The organism is Frankia nepalensis (assembly GCF_016786325.1).
Lineage (GTDB): Bacteria > Actinomycetota > Actinomycetes > Frankiales > Frankiaceae > Pseudofrankia > Pseudofrankia nepalensis.
The window spans coordinates 1-18,748 of sequence record NZ_JADWYU010000246.1 but is presented as its reverse complement, the minus strand read 5'-3'; the positions used below and the strand labels follow the sequence as shown (position 1 = coordinate 18,748).

16 protein-coding genes are annotated in these 18,748 nt (G+C 68.7%); 8 read left to right on the top strand and 8 right to left on the bottom strand.

All coding sequences use genetic code 11. The features are described from left to right. Nucleotides 1-32: 32 nt before the first annotated feature. Complete coding sequence (locus tag I6A81_RS38070) at nucleotides 33-1,061, top strand: ABC transporter substrate-binding protein (RefSeq protein WP_203002208.1); 1,029 nt, start codon at nucleotides 33-35, stop codon at nucleotides 1,059-1,061. A gap of 279 nt (nucleotides 1,062-1,340) precedes the next feature. After that, nucleotides 1,341-2,087, top strand: coding sequence for a FadR/GntR family transcriptional regulator (locus I6A81_RS38065; RefSeq protein WP_203002207.1), 747 nt, complete (start codon nucleotides 1,341-1,343; stop codon nucleotides 2,085-2,087). Nucleotides 2,088-2,452: 365 nt separating this feature from the next. Here the strand turns inward: I6A81_RS38065 and I6A81_RS38060 are convergent, their stop codons facing one another. Further along, complete coding sequence (locus I6A81_RS38060; RefSeq protein ID WP_238428790.1) at nucleotides 2,453-3,094, bottom strand: TetR/AcrR family transcriptional regulator; 642 nt, start codon at nucleotides 3,092-3,094, stop codon at nucleotides 2,453-2,455. Nucleotides 3,095-3,545: 451 nt separating this feature from the next. Between I6A81_RS38060 and I6A81_RS38055 the strand changes: the two genes are divergently transcribed. The 4 genes from I6A81_RS38055 to mhpA all read left to right on the top strand — a co-directional run bounded on the left by I6A81_RS38055 (nucleotide 3,546) and on the right by mhpA (nucleotide 7,941). Beyond that, nucleotides 3,546-4,673: a VOC family protein gene (locus tag I6A81_RS38055; RefSeq protein ID WP_238428782.1), complete on the top strand. Its 1,128-nt coding sequence runs from the start codon at nucleotides 3,546-3,548 to the stop codon at nucleotides 4,671-4,673. Next, nucleotides 4,670-5,620, top strand: coding sequence for a fumarylacetoacetate hydrolase family protein (locus tag I6A81_RS38050; protein ID WP_203002204.1), 951 nt, complete (start codon nucleotides 4,670-4,672; stop codon nucleotides 5,618-5,620). Before I6A81_RS38055 ends, I6A81_RS38050 begins: the two co-directional genes overlap by 4 nt. Before the next feature lie 360 nt (nucleotides 5,621-5,980). Then, a complete protein-coding gene (locus I6A81_RS38045; protein WP_203002203.1) occupies nucleotides 5,981-6,322 on the top strand; it encodes a DoxX family protein in 342 nt (113 codons plus the stop codon). Continuing rightward, entirely contained in the window at nucleotides 6,319-7,941 is a 1,623-nt protein-coding gene (mhpA, locus tag I6A81_RS38040) for a bifunctional 3-(3-hydroxy-phenyl)propionate/3-hydroxycinnamic acid hydroxylase MhpA (protein ID WP_203002202.1), read from the top strand. Before I6A81_RS38045 ends, mhpA begins: the two co-directional genes overlap by 4 nt. Before the next feature lie 3 nt (nucleotides 7,942-7,944). On the opposite strand, the gene I6A81_RS38035 is transcribed toward mhpA, so the two are convergent. From I6A81_RS38035 to I6A81_RS38010, 6 genes are all read right to left on the bottom strand, one after another. Next, on the bottom strand, nucleotides 7,945-10,260 hold the full coding sequence (locus tag I6A81_RS38035; protein WP_203002201.1) for a transketolase-like TK C-terminal-containing protein: 2,316 nt from the start codon (nucleotides 10,258-10,260) through the stop codon (nucleotides 7,945-7,947). Next, on the bottom strand, nucleotides 10,257-12,152 hold the full coding sequence (locus tag I6A81_RS38030) for an acyl-CoA synthetase (protein WP_203002200.1): 1,896 nt from the start codon (nucleotides 12,150-12,152) through the stop codon (nucleotides 10,257-10,259). The genes I6A81_RS38035 and I6A81_RS38030 overlap by 4 nt, the downstream gene beginning before the upstream one ends. 37 nt (nucleotides 12,153-12,189) lie before the next feature. Then, nucleotides 12,190-13,035, bottom strand: coding sequence for a fumarylacetoacetate hydrolase family protein (locus I6A81_RS38025; RefSeq protein WP_203002199.1), 846 nt, complete (start codon nucleotides 13,033-13,035; stop codon nucleotides 12,190-12,192). Nucleotides 13,036-13,132: 97 nt separating this feature from the next. Next, entirely contained in the window at nucleotides 13,133-14,446 is a 1,314-nt protein-coding gene (locus I6A81_RS38020; RefSeq protein ID WP_203002198.1) for a PucR family transcriptional regulator, read from the bottom strand. Nucleotides 14,447-14,473: 27 nt separating this feature from the next. Then, complete coding sequence (locus I6A81_RS38015; RefSeq protein WP_203002197.1) at nucleotides 14,474-14,935, bottom strand: flavin reductase family protein; 462 nt, start codon at nucleotides 14,933-14,935, stop codon at nucleotides 14,474-14,476. Nucleotides 14,936-15,006: 71 nt separating this feature from the next. Further along, nucleotides 15,007-15,984 (bottom strand): PucR family transcriptional regulator, encoded by a 978-nt coding sequence (locus I6A81_RS38010; protein ID WP_203002196.1) that lies wholly within the window; start codon nucleotides 15,982-15,984, stop codon nucleotides 15,007-15,009. Nucleotides 15,985-16,501: 517 nt separating this feature from the next. Here I6A81_RS38010 and I6A81_RS38005 point away from each other — a divergent pair. Both I6A81_RS38005 and I6A81_RS38000 read left to right on the top strand, forming a co-directional pair. Then, the gene (locus I6A81_RS38005; RefSeq protein WP_203002194.1) at nucleotides 16,502-17,701 is read left to right on the top strand and encodes an acyl-CoA dehydrogenase family protein; all 1,200 of its coding nucleotides are present in this window, start codon (nucleotides 16,502-16,504) and stop codon (nucleotides 17,699-17,701) included. 20 nt (nucleotides 17,702-17,721) lie between these two features. Then, nucleotides 17,722-18,300, top strand: coding sequence for a VOC family protein (locus I6A81_RS38000; protein WP_203002193.1), 579 nt, complete (start codon nucleotides 17,722-17,724; stop codon nucleotides 18,298-18,300). Nucleotides 18,301-18,625: 325 nt separating this feature from the next. On the opposite strand, the gene I6A81_RS37995 is transcribed toward I6A81_RS38000, so the two are convergent. After that, nucleotides 18,626-18,748, bottom strand: a 123-nt coding sequence (locus I6A81_RS37995) for an aldehyde dehydrogenase family protein (RefSeq protein WP_203002191.1), incomplete at its 5' end; no start/stop codon positions are given.

Below are 18,748 nucleotides of genomic sequence, written 5' to 3'. Positions count from 1 at the left end.
TACGACGATGTCTAGCGGGACTCCTGGCTACTATGGCGCTCATCGTCACCGCCGCCGGATGTGGCTCGGGCAGCATCGAAGCCCCGTCCAGTAGCGGCAACACCCCGACTATCAAGATCGCCATCGGATCGAACGCGCTCAACTACGTCGACTACTGGGTCGCCGAGGCGGAAGGTCTCTTCAAAAAGCACAACGTGAGGGTCGAGATCGTCAACTCGAACGCGCTCGCCGTGGCGCCCGCCCTCCTGACCAGCGGTCAGATCGATCTACTCCTGAGCGCGGTCGGTCAGGGCGTCGCCGTCGCGGCGACCGGAAAACCAGTAAGCATCGTATACAACCTTTACAACTACTCCCCGGGTGGGGCGGCATTCGTCGGCGGTTCCGACATCACGTCCATCGAGCAGCTTCGAGACAAGGGCTCGGACTGCAAGCTCGCGACAACGCAGCGGGGCACTGGGGCGTACGCCTTCGCCAGGCAGCTCATGCGTGCCTACGACCTGCGCTGCCAGATCTCGGCACTCGCTACTACCGCGTTGGCGGTGAACAGCATCACCTCCGGGCAAGCCGACGCGGCCACTTTGGCCCCCGCGGACGCCGCCACCGTCGTCGAGAAAGGCGGCCACTACCTGCTGAACCCCGCGACAATCACGGACCAGGAGGCCGCGAAGATCGTGCCCAATCCCTTCCCAGCTCTCGCCGTGATGGGACTGGCGCCGGCACTCCAAGCGAAGTCGCGGGAGGTGGAAAACTTCCTTGCGGCGTTGGAGGAAGCGCTCAAGGAGGCCTCATCGGGAGATCCCGGGGAGATCGCTCAGAAGATCTCCACCCTGACCTACTTCCCAGGTCTTTCAACGGAAACGATGACACGGTCGCTGACTCCGACCCTGGCCGGCCTCCCAACCACCTCTGAGGGCGGTCAGATTACAGAAGGCGCCTGGAGCACCGCGCTCAAGAGCTTCCAGGAAGATTTCGACCTTCCTGGTTTCGATGCCGCCGATCCGAGGTTCGCCTATGCCAAGCTAATCGACATGTCGTACCTTGACAGGGCGAAGAAACAGTAGGGTCGCGGCGGGCGGGGCCCGGGACGACTTGGTGACCGCCGAGTCGGCTCGGGCCGGTCCCCCGTCCGCGGCCGTGAGGGTAGGCAGAGTGCTAAGGTCACTTGCGAAGACTCAGGCGGAGCGAGGGGACGGTCCTTGGTGAGCGGGAGTGGGTCGTCTCGCGGTGCCTCGCCCGGCGAGCCGTCGCGACGCGGGTCGCGCGGTTCTGCTAGCCGCCCTGCCGCCACCGAGACCACCGCGTTGACCCGGGCACATCACCCGGAACGGATGACGGCGTCCGTGAGCATAATCCGGGCACTTCGCGCCGACATCGCTTCAGGTGTGATCGCGCCGGGCTCGCGACTGCCGACCGAGCGCGATCTAGCCGGCTTCTTTGGGGTAAGCCAACCCACCGTGCGCGAGGCGGTCCGCGGCCTTGAAGCCCTTGGCTTGGTCGAGAGCCGCCACGGAAGCGGCGTGTATGTCAAGTCGAGCAGGCAGGACTTTGTGTTCAACAGCCTCGAGGTCCTGCTGCAGATGCAGCAGGCTCACATCCTCGAAGTTTTCGAAGTTCGGCGCGCTTTAGGACTGTACTCGGTTCGCCTGGCGTGCGCCGGCGCCACCGACGCAGACATCGACGCTATGGAGGCCGCCTTGAGGCGGGCCTCGGTGGCAGATAATCTCCAGGATATCGGCGAAGCGATACTTGATTTTCAGGTCGCGTTTTCATCCGCGGGCGGCAACGCGCTACTCACCGCCCTGGAGACTGTTCTCATCCGAATTCTCCTTCAGATACAGAAGATGGCCTATGAGCGTCGCGCGCCTGGCTGGTGGCGCGGTTATACCCAGGAACTTAACGCGCACCGTCTGCGGATCGTTGCTGCTCTCCGAGCCCGGGACCACGAGTCGGTTCTGAAAGAGTGGTCAGACTACTTTGACGCGCAATACAAGCGTTTCTACGAGGACCCGGTGCTGTCTCGGATCACACTGAATGACAACGAAGCGATCGCGGCAGTACGGGACATCGCGATCAACTTCTCAGGTTGACGCGGATCCTGTATTTTGCCGGCTGACGGCCATAGCCACAGCCGGTTCTGTTGGATTCAAAGCGTCGGGGCCTCACCGAGGCTGTTGCCATGCCGGCGGATAAAACCGCCACGGCGTGTTCGGCGAACGCGACCGGCAGGCGAAGCTGTGGATCGGCGTCGACGTGAGTCCGTGGCGGCCGCGGCGGACAGGCCGAGGCTGTGGTTTGCGTCCGTAGCCGAGGAAGGATCCGGTGATCGAACGCCGCCGCCGCTGTCCTGTGGTCCTGGCGTCAAAGTTCGTCGGTTCCGGTTCCTCCTGAACTGATCGTGCTGGTGGGTCGCTGGCACTGGCGGTTCGCGCTGTCGAGGTCGCCCACGTGGCACCTATTTGGTCGGGAGTGCGGGCAGAGGAAGCGAGGTCAGGTGCCGAGCTTCGCTGTCTGGCAGGCCGAAGGCGCGCAGCAGGTCGGTGGTGACCGCGTCGGTGGTGACGGCGGCGTCGCGGTCCGGCTGGTCGTGGAGGAGCTGACCCAGGGCGAGCGCGGCACCGGCGGTGAGGGCGAGCGCCACGTCGAGGTCTGGGATGGTGAAGCGGCCGGCATCGGCGGCGCCTTGGAGATCGCGGCGGGCGCGGTGGGCAAGGCCTGTCGGGGCGCTCATGAGCTTGATTCCCGTGTTGAGCAGTACTCGGCTTAGCTGTGGATTGAGCCGGTGGAACCGGCCGGTGAGACGGAACGCCTGGGCGAAGCGGGCGGCGGGGTCCTCGAGGTCGCTGGTCACGTCGTCCAGAAAAGCTCCTTGCACGTCGAGGGCGTCGAGCACCGCGACCTCGACGAGTTGCTCGCGGCTTTCGAAGTGGTTGTAGAAGGTTCCGAGACCGACATCCGCGGCCTCGGTGATGGCCGCAATCGGCGCGTGTGCCTGCCCCTCGGCGATGAGCTGTTGCGCGGCCTGGATCAGCGCTGCCCGCGTACGTGCCTTGCGAAGCTCGAGACGGTTTGGAGAGTCGGCCACAGCACCGAACATAGCTTCAGGACTGAAGATGCCAAGGGACCGGCGCCGGGGTTGAGACGCTCGCCGCATCACTTCCGGCGAGGTCCGATGGTCCGCGACGCGCGACCACGAGTCGATGGTTGCGGGGCCCCGCGGCATCCCGGTTGGCGATCCCGCGAGCCGGTCGCTACGACGGGTCACGGCCGAGATCGGCCGCCGGCACCCGTGACGGCTGCGATCGCCGAAACCTGGGCGGGCCGGGTGCTGGCGGTCTGTGCCAGCTCCGCGCTGGCCGACGGCGCGCTGCGGCCCTCGGCACCGAGATCCCGAGGATGTCGGGTCGCAGGTCCCCGCCACCTTGGCTTGGCCGAGACGCTGGCACCAGTGGATCGCCGATCTCGCTCACTGACGAAATCGTCAGTTACACTCGACTGACGGAAGGCTCGGTAGTGAATGTTTGGTCAGTAGCGTGGAGGTGATGCGTATGAGTAGCGCCACCGGCACACATCGCGATCTACACGGCGAGCGGCGGCGGGAGGGGCCTCCGGGGCGCGCGGACAACCCGGTCGTGAAGGTGTGTGGCCTGGCCTGGTTGGAGTTCCGCAAGCCAGACCTGGACCGGGCTGAGATCTTCGCGCAGGCGTTCGGCTTCGGTGTGGCGTGGCGGACACCGGACGAGCTGTGGCTGCGCGGGTCCGATGCTGGCGCCCCGTGCCTGATCGTGCGGCGGGGTCCGGCGTCAGCTTTGACTGGCCTGGCCTTCGCGGCGGCTGACCGTAGCGATGTGCACCGTCTCGCATCGGCTACGGGCATGACGGTGGCCGCGTTGCCGGAGGGCCTCGGCGGAGTGGCGGTTGATCTGGTCGACCCGAATGGCCTGACGGTTCGGGTGGTCAGTGACACCGACGAGGTCCCCGGGCTGCAGCCGCAGCACGCGTACACGATGAACGTCGGCCATGACACGCCACGGGTGAACGCGGCCCAGCGCCCGCCGCGGGCGCCGGCGGTCGTGCAGCGCCTGGGCCACGTGGTGCTGCAGTCGACGACGTTCCAGCGGACGTTGGACTGGTACCTCCGGCACCTCGGGCTGATCGTCAGCGACTTCCTGTACTTCCCCGGGCAGCGTGACCGCGGGCCGACGATGAGCTTTGTCCGGTGCGACCTGGGCCTGACGCCGGCGGACCATCACACGATCGCGCTGGCGCTGGGACCGAGCAACCGCTACGTCCACTCGGCCTACCAGGTCGCGGATCTCGACGCTCTCGCGGCAGGCGGCGAATACCTCCGCGAGCTGGGGTTCAAACGGTCCTGGGGGATAGGTCGACACCTCCAGGGCAGCCAGATCTTCGACTACTGGCGTGATCCGGACGGCGTCCTGATGGAGCACTACAGCGACGGCGACCTGTTCGATCACACCGTGGAGCCGGGCTGGGCGCCGATGACCGCGTCCGGGCTCGCGCAGTGGGGCCCACGGGCGACGAAGGACTTCCTGGGTATCGCGCCTGGTCGGCGGGCCGTGCGGGAGCTGGTGGCCATGCTGACGTCGCTGCGCGAGGACAACGAATGGGACGTCGCGCGCATGCGCGGCCTGATGAAGGTGGCGGCCTCATGAGCATCCCGGTTCTGCGCACGGCGGAGGGCTGGTGGTCCGTTACCAGCTCCGGACGTGCCGCCCGGATCGACACGGCCGCGTCGTCCACCGCCGGTCTGTTGGCTGATCGGGACGCCGTCGCCGCTGCCGCGCACCGTGACGGCGCGGCCGGGCTGGTCGATGTCTCGACGCTCTTCCCGCTGTCGCCGGTCACCGTGCCGTGCCGGGTCGTCGCGCAGATGACCAACTACTCCTCGCATGTGCGGGACTCCGGGATGAACCCTGCCACGGTGCCGCTGACGTTCTTCCGCAAGACGTCCGGATCCATCAGTGGCCCCTTCGACGACGTCATCCGCCCCGGACACGTCCGTCTGCTCGACTACGAGGTCGAGATCGGGCTGGTGATCGGACGCACGCTCGCGGTCGGCACCGAGGTCACAGAGCACGGCCTCGCCTCCTATGTGGCCGGGCTGGTCGTCACGAACGACGTCTCTGCTCGCGACGTCCAGCTACCGAAGACCCAGTTCTACGAAGCGAAGTCCTATCCCACGTTCACCCCGACCGGACCGGTGCTGCTCGTGCTCGAAGACGGCGATCATGACCGCTTCACGGACCTGCGGCTGCGGCTGTGGGTGAACGGCCGGTCGCGGCAGGACAGCGACGTCACAGACATGATCTATTCCCCGGTGCGCGCGCTGCGGGAGCTGTCCCGGTTCCAGCGTCTCGATCCCGGCGACCTGGTGCTTACTGGTACCCCTGGCGGAACCGCCCTCAAGGCGCCGCCGAAACCCGTCGAGCTGATCGGGTCGCTGCTGCCGCCAGCGACGAAGTGGAAGACGTTCTTCCGAAGCCAGGCCCGCAACCCGCGGTACCTGAAGCCAGGCGACGTCGTCGAGGCCTCCATTGCCACCCCCGACGGTGCGCTCGACCTCGGCCGGCAGCGCACCGTCATCCGGGAGGGGCAGTGAGCGGCGCACAGCTGTGGCCGACGTGCGAGCGGCCCGAGGACCTGTCGGTCATCGAGGCGGTACCCCTCACAAGCGTGGGCGGCCGCCTACCATCTACGACGTCCTCGTCCGGGCTGCCACCTTGTGGCCCCACCGGCCGGCCCTGTCTGTCTTAGCCGATGCGGCCCACTGGCGAACACCGACGGCGCGTTCGTTCGCCACGCTACTCGGCGACGTCCACCGAGCCGCGAACCTGCTCCACCGGCTCGACGTGGGTCGGCAGGACCCCGTCGTGTTGCTCGTCGACGCCGACCGGGCGTCTGTCGACGAAACGGAGCTCACCGCGGCTCCGGGCTGCTACTCGATCACCTGGGGGCTCACATGGCACTGACTATCCTTGCGATCTTTCTCGCGGTTCTGTTCGCTCTGATCGGCGCAGCCAAGGTCGCAGCCGTGCCGCCGATGCGTGAGAGCGCCGGGCGCCTCGGCTTCAGCGTGTCCGTCTACCGCCTGATCGGTGTCCTGGAGCTCGCGGGCGCGGCGGGTGCGCTGCTCGGTCTCGTTCGTGGCGTGATCGGTGTGCTCGCCGCGGCCGGCCTGCTCGCCCTGCTCGCCGGCGCGGTCGTCGCACTGCGACGCGCCGGCGAGGGCCGCACGCACCTCGCTCTTCCCACCGGGACCGCGGTCGCGGTCGCGGTCTATCTCGTGCTGGTCGTGTCATGACCGGCGTCACCCGGGAATGCGAGAGTCCAGACGCCGAGGTCGTTCCCGTCGTGGTGATCGGTGCGGGCCCCACAGGAGTGACCGCTGCCACCCTGCTCGGCCAGTACGGCGTCCGAACTCTCGTGCTCGACCGCTGGGCGGACGTCTACCCGCAGCCTCGCGCGGTCCATCTCGATGACGAGGTTTACCGGATTCTGGCGCGGCTCGGCGTCGATGACGCCTTCGCCCAGATCTCCCGTCCTGCCCTCGGGCTGCGGCTAGTCGACCGTGACCTGCGGGTGCTGGCCGAGTTCCGGCGCAGCGACGTCGCCGGCGTGAACGGCCACCCCCAGGCGAACATGTTCGACCAGCCCGAGCTCGAAGCACTCCTACGAGCCAACCTCCACCGCTACCCTTGCGTCACCCTGCGAGGCGGCGTGGACGTCGTCGGCATCGAGGCCACGCCAGCCGGAACAGTCGTCGTCGACTACCGCGAGCACGACACCGGCGAGCACCGGACGGCGACGGCGCAGTACCTTCTCGGGTGCGACGGAGCGAACAGCCGGATCCGCGACTGGATCGGCTCCGACATGCGGAACCTGGGCTTCGAACAGCGCTGGCTGGTCGTCGATGTCGCCACCGACACCGATCTCGGCCTGTGGGACGGAGTTCACCAGGTCTGCGACCCTCGGCGGCCCGCGACCTTCATGCGTGTTGGCCCGACCCGCTATCGCTGGGAGTTCCGACTCAACCCGGGCGAACAGGCCGCCGACTACGCTGCCCTCACCACCTTGCAGCCAATCCTGCGGCCCTGGACCGGCGACACCCCGCCCGACCTGCTGCGCGTGCTGCGGGTCGCCGAATACACCTTCCGCGCCCAGGTCGCCGACCGATGGCGTCGCGACCAGGTGTTCCTCCTCGGCGACGCCGCGCACCTCACCCCACCGTTCATCGGCCAGGGAATGGGTGCCGGCCTCCGCGACGCGTACAACCTCGCGTGGAAGCTGGCCGGCGTTCTGCACGACGCCCTCCCCGCGGCCGTGCTCGACAGCTACGAGACCGAACGCAAACCTCACGCCCGGGCCATGATCCGCCTGGCGACCTACGTCGGGCACGCCATGACCGGCGGCAACGACGCGGCCGACCGCATCCGCCGGCTGCTAGTGCCCCGCCTGCATCGCGTGCCCGGACTGCGCACCCACATCCTCGACAGCACAACACCGCGGCTGCGCCGCTCCAGCCTGGTCAACCGCCACGTCCGCGGCCACCTCGCCGGCATGCTCTGTCCCAACCTGCCACTCGGCGACGGCCGCCACGTCGACGACCTCCCGCCGACCTTCCTCCTGCTAACGACCCGACCGTTGACCATGGCTGAGCGGCAGGCCCTCGACGCGTGCGGTGTGAGGCATCTGGTCGTCCTGCCCAGCGGCAACCTCGGCACCTGGCTGCGCCGCGGCCGGAGCGCCGCCGCGCTGCTGCGCCCCGACCGAACCATCATGATCGCCGGAACCGACGTCTCCCGGATCTGCACAGACATTGCGACCCGCCCGATTGGTGGTCACCTCGACCGCCCGGCGTCCGTTGGACAGCGCCCCGCTACTGATCGACGTACCTGTGCGCCCGAGGACCAGTCAGCCTGATGATCAGTCGATGAGATCCAGGGCGGCCTCGACCACGCTGTCAGCGTCGAGACCGTGGTGGCGGTAGAGCTCGGCGAGGGACCCGGACTGGCCGAAACGGCTGACGCCGAGTGTGGTGACGGGCACGTTGTTGATCGTGGCCAGGAAGGCCAGCGTGTGCGGGTGGCCGTCGACCAGGGTAACCATCGGGACCGTCCGGCCGGTGGGGAAAACCTGACCGAGAATCCACTCCGGTCCGTCGTCCAGGCCCCTGCGGCTCTGCAGGGCGCGGAAGATCAGGTCGGGACTGGTCACGCAGACCACGTCGGCCGGGACGCCGAGGACACCCAGCCGGTCGGCGGCGGCCAGCGCCTCGGTCACCATGGCGCCTATCGCCGCGATGGTGACGGCCGGCCGCTCCACCCTGCGCAGTGCGTACGCTCCGGCCACGACCTGGCGGCGGCGGCGTGCCCGGGCGGCAGGGTCGGCCGGGACGGCGGCCAGAGCCTGGTCGACGGGCCGAGTGGACAGCCGCAGGTAGGCCGAGGAGCCGTCCGGCCTGCCGAGATCGCCCAGGGCGGCGAGCAAGCACCATTCAGTGTCGATCACGAAGGCGGGTTCGTACGACACACATCCCGGCTGCTCGATGCCCAGTGAGGGCGTGGTGATCGACTGGTGCGCGCCGCCCTCGGGGGCCAGGGAGACCCCCGAGGGGGTGCCGACCAGGATGGACTGACCACCGGCGTAGATGCCGAACGACCACGGCTCCAGCGCCCGGTTGACGAACGGGTCGTAGACGACGCCGATCGGCAGCAGCGGCTGCCCCCAGCGGCTCCAGGTGGCGCCCAGCTCACCCAGCAGCCCGACGAGGTTGGTCTCGGCGATGCCCAGTTCCACATGCTGGCCGGTCGGCCGCTCGAGCCAGTGCAGGATGGTCTCGGCATCGTCGGCGAACCAATCGGTCCGCTCGGTGTGCGACCAGACCCCGACCTTGTTCAGCCAGCCTCCCAGGTTGGTCGATGAGCTGACGTCCGGGCTGACCGTCACAATTCGCTCCGCCGCTCCCGGCGCCATCCGGGTCAGGTCGAGCAGCACCCGGCCGAGCGCCTGCTGGGTGTTGCCGGTGCCCTTCGGGGTGCGGCCCAGGTCGTTCGGGACGGCGGGCGGTCGCCGAGCCTCCACGATGGGCCTACGGAGCCGCTCGGCGGCCGCCGCGCAAAGCGATGCCTCCGGGGTGCCGTCGGCGAAACGGGCCCACCGATCGTCGGGATCGGTGCCCAGGCGGCCCACCAGTTCCCTCATCTGACCGGCGGTCAGCAAGGAGGAGTGATTCTGCGGATGGCCTTCGCTGGGCAGGCCATGACCCTTGACCGTGTAGGCGAAGATCACCGTTGGCCGGGTGTCGTCGATTCTCGCGTATGCCTCAGTCAGGGCAACGAGATCATGCCCGCCGAGATTGCGTAGCGCAGCGAGCAGCGTGGCGTCGTCCAGCTCCGCGACAAGCCCGGCGATGGGCTCGGCCGTCGACCCTTTGCCTGGCAGCCGTTCACGCAGGACATCTGGGGTGCATCGCAGCAGCCGCTGGTACTCGGGGTTGCCCATGGAATCGATGCGGGTGCGCAGCGCGTCGCCGCCGGAGCGGGTGAACAGTTCCTCCAGTAGCCGCCCGTATTTCAGGACGAGCACCTGCCAGCCCGCCGCGGCGAACATACCCCGCCACCGGTCTACGGCCATGCTGGGCACCACCCGGTCGAGTGACTGCCGGTTCAGGTCGACAATCCACACAATCTCGCCGAGGTCGGCAACCATGGGGTCCTGGACGGCCTCCCAGATCGCGCCCTCGTCCAGCTCGGCGTCGCCCGGCAGCGAGTACTGACGCCCGCCGCCCGCACTGCCAAACCGGCCCGCTACGTAACGCCGCGCGATCGCCCCCCACAGTGGCGCGGTGGCCCCGATCCCGACCGATCCGGTCGAGTAGTCCACCGGATCGGGGTCCTTGGACCGGCTCGGGTAGCTCTGCAGCCCGCCGAACGAGCGCAGCGAGGTCAGGTACGACACGTCCAGCTCACCGAGCAGGTAGTTAATCGCGTGCAGCACCGGCGAAGCGTGCGGCTTGACCGACACCCGGTCATCGGCCGTCAGCGCGCGAAACCACAGCGACGTCATGATCGAGGTCATCGAGGCGCTGGATGCCTGATGGCCACCCACCTTCAGACCGGACGGGTTCGGACGTACCCGATTGGCGTGATCAACAATGGCGGTCGACAACCACAGCACTCGCCGTTCGACCGCCGCTAGTGCCTCCAGGCCCGTCTCCTTCGAGGTCGTCTGGCCGGTCATCGGGTCGGCTCGCGGACGATCTCGTAGGACCAGGCGTACGCGTCGAGGTCGGCGACCAGCGCGGCGATGGAGGCATTCCCGGGTGTGGCGAGGTGGATGGTGGCGTGTGTGCGCCCGTCACGCAGCCGGGCGTCAACCTGCCCGTGCAGATGGTGCAGCTCCAGCACGGTCTGGATGATGCGGGTGACGGCATCCAGGACGAGCCCGGGCTTGTAGATCTTTCCGACGGCGGTGGTCGGCAGGGCGTCGACCACGTGGATGGAGCGGGGCGCGGCGGTGGGTTCGGGTGCGTGGGCCGTGGCCCAGTCGCGTAGTTCCTCAATGTCGGTGGTCGCTTCGGGGCGCAGGACAAGGTAGGCGAGAGGTACCTCCCCGGCGTGGGGGTCTGGTGCTCCGACCACTGCCGCGGCCATGACGTCGGGGTGGGCGAGGAGGGATTCCTCGACCGGTCGGGGGTCGATATTGTGGCCGCCGCGGATGATCAGGTCCTTGGCGCGGCCGGTGAGGTAGACATACCCGTCGGTGTCGACGTGGCCGATGTCGCCGGTGATCAGCCAGCCGTCAAAGATCTTTCCCGTGGGTTCCGGGCGCGGGCCACCGGGTGAGGGACGCAGGTAGCCGGGGAACACGGCTGGGCCGCTGATGGCCAGAACGCCGGTCGCGCCCGGCGGGCAGTCCTCGGTCGGGTTCTCGTCGGCGTCCACAGTGACCGTTTTGATGTGCTGGTAGGGCAGGCGGAGTCCGACCGAGCCGGGGCGCGGCGCGCACGCCGGGGTGATGGCGGAGGCGCAGGTCGCCTCGGTAAGCCCATAGCCCTCCAGCAGTGGGACCTTGGCGGTGGCCTCGAACCGCTCACGGACCCGGGACGGCAGCGGCGCGGCGCCAACCGTGCCGGCACGCAGGCTGGACAGATCTACGCCATCGGGAATCGGGGGAAGGGAGGAGAACACGGTCGGGACGCCAGAGAAGCCGGTCACTCGGTAACGCTCGATGATCTGCCAGAAGTCGGCCATCAGGCCCTTGTCGCGGTAGCCGGACGGGCCGAGGCTGACTACGGCCGTTGCGTGCATGAAGGGGCCGAGCCCGGTCACGTGGACGGCGTTGACGTGGAACAGCGGCAGCCCCGACAGCGTCACGGCATTGTCGAGGTAGGCGCCCGAGCAGCCCAGCGCCCAGGCCATATACACCTGGCATGCGTGGGTGTGTGGGGCGATCTTGGGCGTCCCCGTGGTGCCGCCGGTGTGAAAGTGAGCGGCGATGTCGTCGCCGCCCCGGCGGACGGTGGTGACAAGCCGGTCGGCAGGCTGTTCGGCGGTCATGGCCGTGAAGTCGACCGTGGGAACGGGGCTTGAGACGGGCGGGGAGCCGACGGCGGCGACAGCGATCAGGCCGGGCAGTCGCGCGGCGACCCGCTGCGCCTTGTCCCACAGGTGGGCCGACAGGCCAGGTCCCGGGGCCACGAGAACCTGGGCGCCGGTGATGGTGAGGATGTCGACTAGGTGCTCCTCGGCGAGCATCGGGTTGACCGGATTGGCAATGCCGACGGCCTGGGCGCCGAGCAACGCCGCGTAGGTGACGCCGAGGTTCGGCAGCATCAACGCGACCACGCCGCCTTCCGGTAACCCCAGCGCCAGGTAGGCATTGGCCGCCTGATGGACTCGTTCCAGCAAAGTCCGGTACGTCCAGCGCGGAGCATCCCGCCAGGGCCGGCTGTCCTCACCGAGCAGATGCAATGCGGTCCGGTCAGGGTGCGCCGTGGCGGTGTGGGCCACCAGCTCGTACGTGCTGGCCGGCAGGTGCCGCTCAGACAGCGGGACAGCCTCGATCTCCGCCAAGTCCCGCGGGCTCAGAACGAGCGGCCGCTCGCCGATCGTGGCCGGGGTGGGTCCCATCGTGGTGCTCCTCCATGGGTCGGCGTGTCGGCGACTGTCAGGCCGTACGGAAGGTGACGCGCTGTGTGCCCAGGCCCTCGATGGTGCTGACCAGTTCGTCCCCGTCGGCCAGGAAGCGGGAGGGGCTACGGGTGGCGCCGATCCCGGCGGGAGTCCCGGTGAAGATCAGGTCGCCGGGTTGCAGGACGGCCACGGACGACAGATGGGCGATCAGCTCCGGAACGTCGAAGATCATCCCGCCGGTGCGGCCGTCCTGCATCGTCTCGCTTCCCACTGCGCAGCCGATGGCCAGGTCGGCGGGGTCGGGCAGTTCGTCGAGGGTGACGACAGCCGGGCCTGTCGGCCCGAATCCCGGATGGGACTTGCCGAGCGAGAACTGCTGGGGGGCCGGTCCTGACCACTGGCCGAGCCGCTCGGACAGGTCCTGACCGATGGTGTATCCGGCGACGTGCTCCCAGGCGTCCCGCGCGGCGACGTGGTGACCGCCCTTGCCGATCACCACGACGAGTTCGACCTCCCAGTCGACCCAGCCTTCGGGCAAGGTCACCGTGGCGAACGGGCCGGTCAGGCAGGAAGCGAACTTGGTGAACGTCATCGGGAACGTGAGGCTGGCGATGTCGATGCCGGACTCTTGGGCGTGATCGCGATAGTTGACGCCGATGGCGAAGATTTGGCCCGGCCGGGGGACCGGCGCCCGCAGGTCGCTGTCCTCGTAGGCGGATGCCTCGCCCGTCAACGCCGCTAGGACCGGCCAGGCGTCCTGCCAGCCTTCGAAAAGAGCCTGCGGGTCGGAGCTCAAGGCCCCCCCACTGGCCTTGTGAATGTCGACAGCTCCATCGCCGGTCAGCAGCACGGCGCGGCCGGCCAGGTTCGCGATACGCATCCGTCCTCCATCGTTCGCGCGTCGCCCGCGGTGGGCGCCGGGTTCTTGCGCATTGAACGCGGGCGGGGAGGGGATGGCTTGGGCTGCCGAACCAAAGTCAGTGGTCCGCTTTGCGTTCCGCGTCCAGGACTCGGGCGATCTCCAAGGCGAGGCGCAGCTCCATCGGGTCGCCGATGAGGTGGCCAAGCAAGTCCTCGGCCTTGTGGATCCGGTAGGTGACGGTATTGCGGGCGAGGTGCAGTTGTTCGGCGGCGGTCCGGAGGCTGCGCTCGCAGGCCAGGTAGACGCGAAGGGTCTCGCGGAGCTCCCGGGCGCGTTCGTTGTCGGCCAGCAGTGGCCCAAGGACGTCCTCCGCATACCAGCGGGCCTGTTCGTGGTCGGCGGTGGCCAGGCACAGAGTCCGTACCTCGGTGTAGTCGCACCACCAGCCCGTCCTGGCCGCGGTGGCGATCCGGTCGGCTTCACGTGCCTCCAGGTGGCTGCGGCGCAGGCCCTCGGGCCCGAACGCCACCAGCCCGGCAGCGACCCTGGCTCCGGGGGGCGGACGCAGCGACCGGGCCTGGTCGCAGTAGTCAGGTGCCGGCTTGGCCCGCCAGCCTGCCCAGGCCCACACCTGCCCGGGCACGACGGACAGGCTGATCCATCCGTCGGCGGCTAGCGCATGTGACAGATGCTCCGCACAGCGTTGCAGATCGACGACGGCGGCATGCCGGTCACCAGCCGTCACCACGAACGCCTGATGGTAGCGGGTCAGCTCATAACCGAGCGTGGCAGAGGCGGTGTCGCCGGGGAGGTCCTTGCCGGCCAGCAGAGCCTCGACGATGCGGCGGCGTTCAGCCTCCCGCCCGGCCTCCCAGCGGGCCCGCTCGGCGATGTACTCCTCGGCCAGGCGACTGGCGTGGGCGTCGGCATAGGCGAACAATAGGTCGCTTACGCGGTGACTCTCAGCGCGGCGGACCGGCTCGGGCAGGAAGTCGATGACGGCGACGAGCTCGTGGTGCAGCCGGGAATGACCGATCCGCACCCCGCGCAGTACCCGGTCGAGGGGGATCCCACGGCGCGCGAACTCCCCACCTGCCACGATCGCCTCCGCCGTGGCTGCCTGTTCGGTGAACGCCCCGCTTCCGGGTGGGATGTCCTCCAGTAGGCTTCGCAGCGCCAGCAGCACAGTCGACTCGACCGACGACCGCAGCGTGGCGAGCGGCGCGGAGCCGCCGCCATGTTCGGGCACCCGCTGAACGATGTCGTCGGTTATCTTCAGCGCGGTCTGCACGGCCCACGCCACCGGTCCGGGTCCCAGCAGTGCCGTGGCGACCGCGATGGTGACCGCCGAGCAGGCGGGCTCGGGCACTCTCTCCGGGGGGTCTCGCGGGGCCAGGGCCAGGATCCAGTCGGGCTGGACGCCGGTCATGCGTTCAGTCTTCCAGCCCGGGTCCTGTCAATCCAGCGCCGCCAGCCGGCCGCGGAAGAACACCAGCGGCTTGACGTCGCCGGCCGCGCTCGCGCCGTGGACCAGGCCGGCCACCGCGAGATGGTCACCGACCTCGTGGAGTGCGTGCAGCTCGCAGTCCAGCCAGGCCAGGACGCCGTCCAGCAGCGGCGACCCCAGCGGGCTCGCGGTCCAGGCCCGGCCGCCGAACCGGTCCGCGTCCCGGGCGGCGAACGCGGTGGCGACCTGCGGCTGGTGCGCCGACAGCACGTTCACGCAGAATCTGCCGGCCCGCTCGATGAGCGGCCAGGTGGCGGAGGACTTTCCGGCGAAGAACGACACTAATGGCGGGTCCAGCGACGCCGAGGTGAACGACCCGACAGTCATCCCGACCGGGGCACCGTCATGCAGCGCGGTGACGACCGCGACACTGGACGGCACATGCCGCATGATCTCTCGCAAGGGGCTCATGGTAGTCACCTTGCGCGGCCTGCTACCGGCCCCGCTTGGCCCGCGGGCACCAATTGGCGCCGGTGATCTGGTCACGGCACCAGTCCCGCCCTGACGTACATGCGCCGCATCGGACCCGGCCCGTCTCCCGGCCGGTCCGCGGGCCCGCGGTCCAGCACATCGGGAAACCGCATGATCTCCAAGGCGAGCCGAACCTCCGACAGGTCTGCCAGATGGCGCGCTCCCAGCAGCAGACCGGCGCGTTTCACCCGGTAGGTGACGGTGTTACGGGCCACTGCCAACTGTTCGGCGGCAGTCTTCAGGCTCCGCCCCGACGCCAGGTAGCAGCGCAGGGTGTCGCGCAACTGCTCCGACCAGTCGTCCGGTGCGGCCAGCGCGCCCAGCGTCTCCTGGACGTACCAGCGTGCCTGCTCGGCGTCGCCCGTCAACAGGCACGCGGTCCGCACGTCCACGTAGTCGCGCACGCCTGTGTCCGCCAGCGTGGTCGCGGCGATGCGGGCGGCACCCCGTGCCGCCAGATGGCTGCGTCGCACTCCTGGCAGACCGAAGGATGGCGGGCCTGCCGCGGCCCGCCACCCGTCCGGCAGGCTTCGCGGCCACCGTACCCTGTCCGGCCGGACGTCGAATCCGATCCATATCCACACCGCCGAGGCGTGAACCGCCACCTGCAGCAGCCCGTCGCCGCCCCCGGCGTCCAGCAGATCGGCGGCTATCAGGCGCGGGCGCGGGCCGGCATCGGCGTGGCCCTCCCGCCACAGAATCACAGCCACGTGATGGCGGCCCAACGGATAGTCCAAGATCCGTTCGGCGACCGTCGGATCGGCCTTCTCTCCCGCGATGATCGCCTCGATCATGCGACAGCGCGCGGCCTCCTCGCTCTCCTCCCACCGGTCTCGCTCGGCGACGTACACCTCGGCCAGTTCACCTGACAGCAGATCGGCCTGCTCGAACAGCATCTCGGTGAGCCGCCCGGGCAGCTCGCCACCGGGCGCGGCATCCCGCAGGGCCCGGTACAGGAAGGCGTGCCCCAGCCGCACGCCGCGCAGCACCCGGTCCAGCGGGATACCACGACGCACGCAGTCCCGCACGGTCTCGACCCCCTCACGGGGCACTCCGTACGGTGCGCTCCGCCCGTTGGGCCGCTCGGACTCACCTCCGTCCGTCCCACCGGCATCCGCCAGTCCGCACAGGCAGATCAGCACCACCGCCTCGGCCGTCCGGCGCAGCGTCTCGAACGGCGTGGGCCCGACCATGCTCTCGGCTACGCGGCCGATGATGTTCCGGGTAATGGCCCCGGCGGTGGCGGCCGCCCACCGCACGGGGCCCTCCCCGAGCAGCCGTCGGGCCGAGGAGAGCGTAACCGTGTCGCAGCACGGCTCCGCCGACCTTGGGCCGTCCAGATCCAAGAGCCAGGAGAACTGCATCGCCCCACTCCACCACCGGGCGTGCTGGGACGTGGGAGCCGCCGGTGCAAACACAGGCCTCATCTTTAGGCTGTGAGGCCAAGCGGGGCGGCGGGGCGGCGTCGTGGAATGTGCGGACACCACCCCGTGAAGGAGGCATCTGGTGTCCGTTCCCGGCGACTTCCCGCTGCAGTACAGCCCGTCCATCAACGCCGACCTGGTCGGGCGCGCCCGCGACCTGAGGCCGCTGATCGCAGCGAACGCGGCGCGGGTCGAGTTAGACCGGCAGTTGCCCGAGGCAACCGTCGGCGCCCTCACCGAGGCCGGCCTGTTGAAGCTCACCGTGCCGCGCCGCTACGGCGGCCACGAGACCAACTTCGCCACCTATCTGGCGGTGAGCGCCGAGATCGCCCGGGCCTGCGGCTCGACCGCCTGGGTCACCGCCCTGATCAACATCTGCAACTGGGCCGTCTGCGCCGCTCCCGACAAGGCCCGTGAGGACGTCTTCGGCGCGGACCCCGACGCCCGGGTCTGCGGCGTCCTTGCCCCCGGCGGAACCGCCACACCGACCGGTGACGGGTACAGGGTCAGTGGTTCCTGGGGCTTCACCTCGGGAAGCCCGCACGCCACCTGGGCGGTGGTGGGCGTCCAGGTCGCCAACGGCGGCAGGGCCGTTGAGTTCGGCAACGTCCTGATGCCCATGGCGGAGTTGACGATCAAGGACACCTGGCACGTCGCCGGGATGCGCGGCACCGGCAGCAATACGGTCGTCGCCCAGGATGTCTTCGTTCCCGCCCACCGTTTCATACGGCTCTCCTTCGGCGGCGACCAGCCCGACAACCACCCCGACGAGCCGCTCTACCGCTCCTCGATGGTTCCCTCCCTGGCGCTGGTGTTGGCTGGGCCTCAACTCGGCCTCGCCCGTGCCGCCCTCGATCACACCCTGGCCACCATCGGCAAACGCGGCATCTCCTATACCTTTTACGACCACGCTGTCGAGGCGCCCTTCACCCAGTTCCAGATCGCCCAGGCCACCGAGCTCATCGACACCGCGGCCCTGCACGTCTTCCGCTCGGCCGCCCACATCGACCAGGCGGCCATCGAGGGCCGGGCAATGGAGATCACTGAACGGCTGCGCGTCCGCATGGACACCGGTTACGCCATCACCCGGTGCCGGCAGGCCATCGACCTGCTGCTGGACGCCAATGGCGCCTCCAGCTTCGCCGAGTCCAACCCACTGCAACGCATCTGGCGCGACTCGTCAGTGGCCGCCCGCCACGCCATCGCCAGCCCCAGCGTCAGTGCCGAAGCCTACGGACGAGCCGTGCTCGGCGTTGAGGAGCAGATGACCCTCGTAATCTGACATTTGCCGAGGAGAAGACCATGAGCCGCATCCGCCCCAAAGCTTTTGTGCACATCGTCTACCGTACGCACCGTTTCGACACCATGATGGACTGGTACCAGAAGGTGTTCGGTGCGAGGGTCCAGTTCCGGAACGAGATGCTCGGGTTCCTGACCTACGACGAGGAACACCATCGCTTCGCCCTGGTGAATCTCGATCTTCTCGACCCGAACCCCAAGGAGAAACACCGTATCGGCCTGGTCGGAGTGGACCACGTCGCCTACACCTTCGCCTCGCTGCGCGAGCTGCTGGAGAATTGGGAACATCTGAAGGCGATGGGGGTCGAGCCATACTGGTGTATTCACCACGGGATCACCGTCTCGCTGTACTATGGCGACCCGGACGGCAACCAGATGGAGTTCCAGATCGAGAGCTTCTCGACCCCCGAAGAGGCCAGCGCTTTCATGACCGGACCCGGATACACCGAGAACCCGATCGGGGTCGAGTTCGACCCGGAAAGCTGGCTCGCCCGCGTGCGCGCCGGTACACCGGAAAGCGACTTCCTAATCCGCGAAGTTCACCAGCCGGTGTCGCCGATCCGTTTCTCCACCCCGAACTGATCCGTGGCCGGTTCCCGAGACCGGCTCGCGCAGTGGGCCCGCAGTAGCATCAACATCACCTGTTACACCGTTGACCCGGATCTTTCGCGCTTCGGTCGGGTGTGATCACGGGCTGACCTTTTACCCTTGTTGATGTCGAGTTTTGTGCTCGGTCTGGGTGCGGCCGTGGCGGGGTGCCCCGGCTGTCGGGCAGGGGGCGTCCGGTCCAGGTCCGGAATGGGGTTTGTCCTGGCCGGTGGCCCTGGGCTATCCGGGTGTGGGCTGGACGCGCAGGGTGGTGATCGTCTGGACCGTGAGTGCCGCCCACCGCCATGAAAGCCCTGGGCTAACGGCTGGCTGCGACGGAGATCGATTTGGTGTCGAGGAAGCCTTCGATGCCTTCCTTGCCGAGTTCGCGGCCGATGCCGCTGGCCTTGACGCCGCCGAAGGGTGCGGCGGGGTCCATGCT

Coding starts and splice junctions, on each gene's coding strand:
- I6A81_RS38045 (WP_203002203.1), top strand. CDS start 5,981: ATGGCACTGACTATCCTTGCGATCTTTCTCGCGGTTCTGTTCGCTCTG.
- mhpA (WP_203002202.1), top strand. CDS start 6,319: ATGACCGGCGTCACCCGGGAATGCGAGAGTCCAGACGCCGAGGTCGTT.
- I6A81_RS38020 (WP_203002198.1), bottom strand. CDS start 14,446: ATGACCGGCGTCCAGCCCGACTGGATCCTGGCCCTGGCCCCGCGAGAC.
- I6A81_RS38030 (WP_203002200.1), bottom strand. CDS start 12,152: ATGGGACCCACCCCGGCCACGATCGGCGAGCGGCCGCTCGTTCTGAGC.
- I6A81_RS38055 (WP_238428782.1), top strand. CDS start 3,546: ATGAGTAGCGCCACCGGCACACATCGCGATCTACACGGCGAGCGGCGG.
- I6A81_RS38035 (WP_203002201.1), bottom strand. CDS start 10,260: ATGACCGGCCAGACGACCTCGAAGGAGACGGGCCTGGAGGCACTAGCG.
- I6A81_RS38050 (WP_203002204.1), top strand. CDS start 4,670: ATGAGCATCCCGGTTCTGCGCACGGCGGAGGGCTGGTGGTCCGTTACC.
- I6A81_RS38060 (WP_238428790.1), bottom strand. CDS start 3,094: ATGTTCGGTGCTGTGGCCGACTCTCCAAACCGTCTCGAGCTTCGCAAG.
- I6A81_RS38000 (WP_203002193.1), top strand. CDS start 17,722: ATGAGCCGCATCCGCCCCAAAGCTTTTGTGCACATCGTCTACCGTACG.
- I6A81_RS38015 (WP_203002197.1), bottom strand. CDS start 14,935: ATGAGCCCCTTGCGAGAGATCATGCGGCATGTGCCGTCCAGTGTCGCG.
- I6A81_RS38070 (WP_203002208.1), top strand. CDS start 33: ATGGCGCTCATCGTCACCGCCGCCGGATGTGGCTCGGGCAGCATCGAA.
- I6A81_RS38025 (WP_203002199.1), bottom strand. CDS start 13,035: ATGCGTATCGCGAACCTGGCCGGCCGCGCCGTGCTGCTGACCGGCGAT.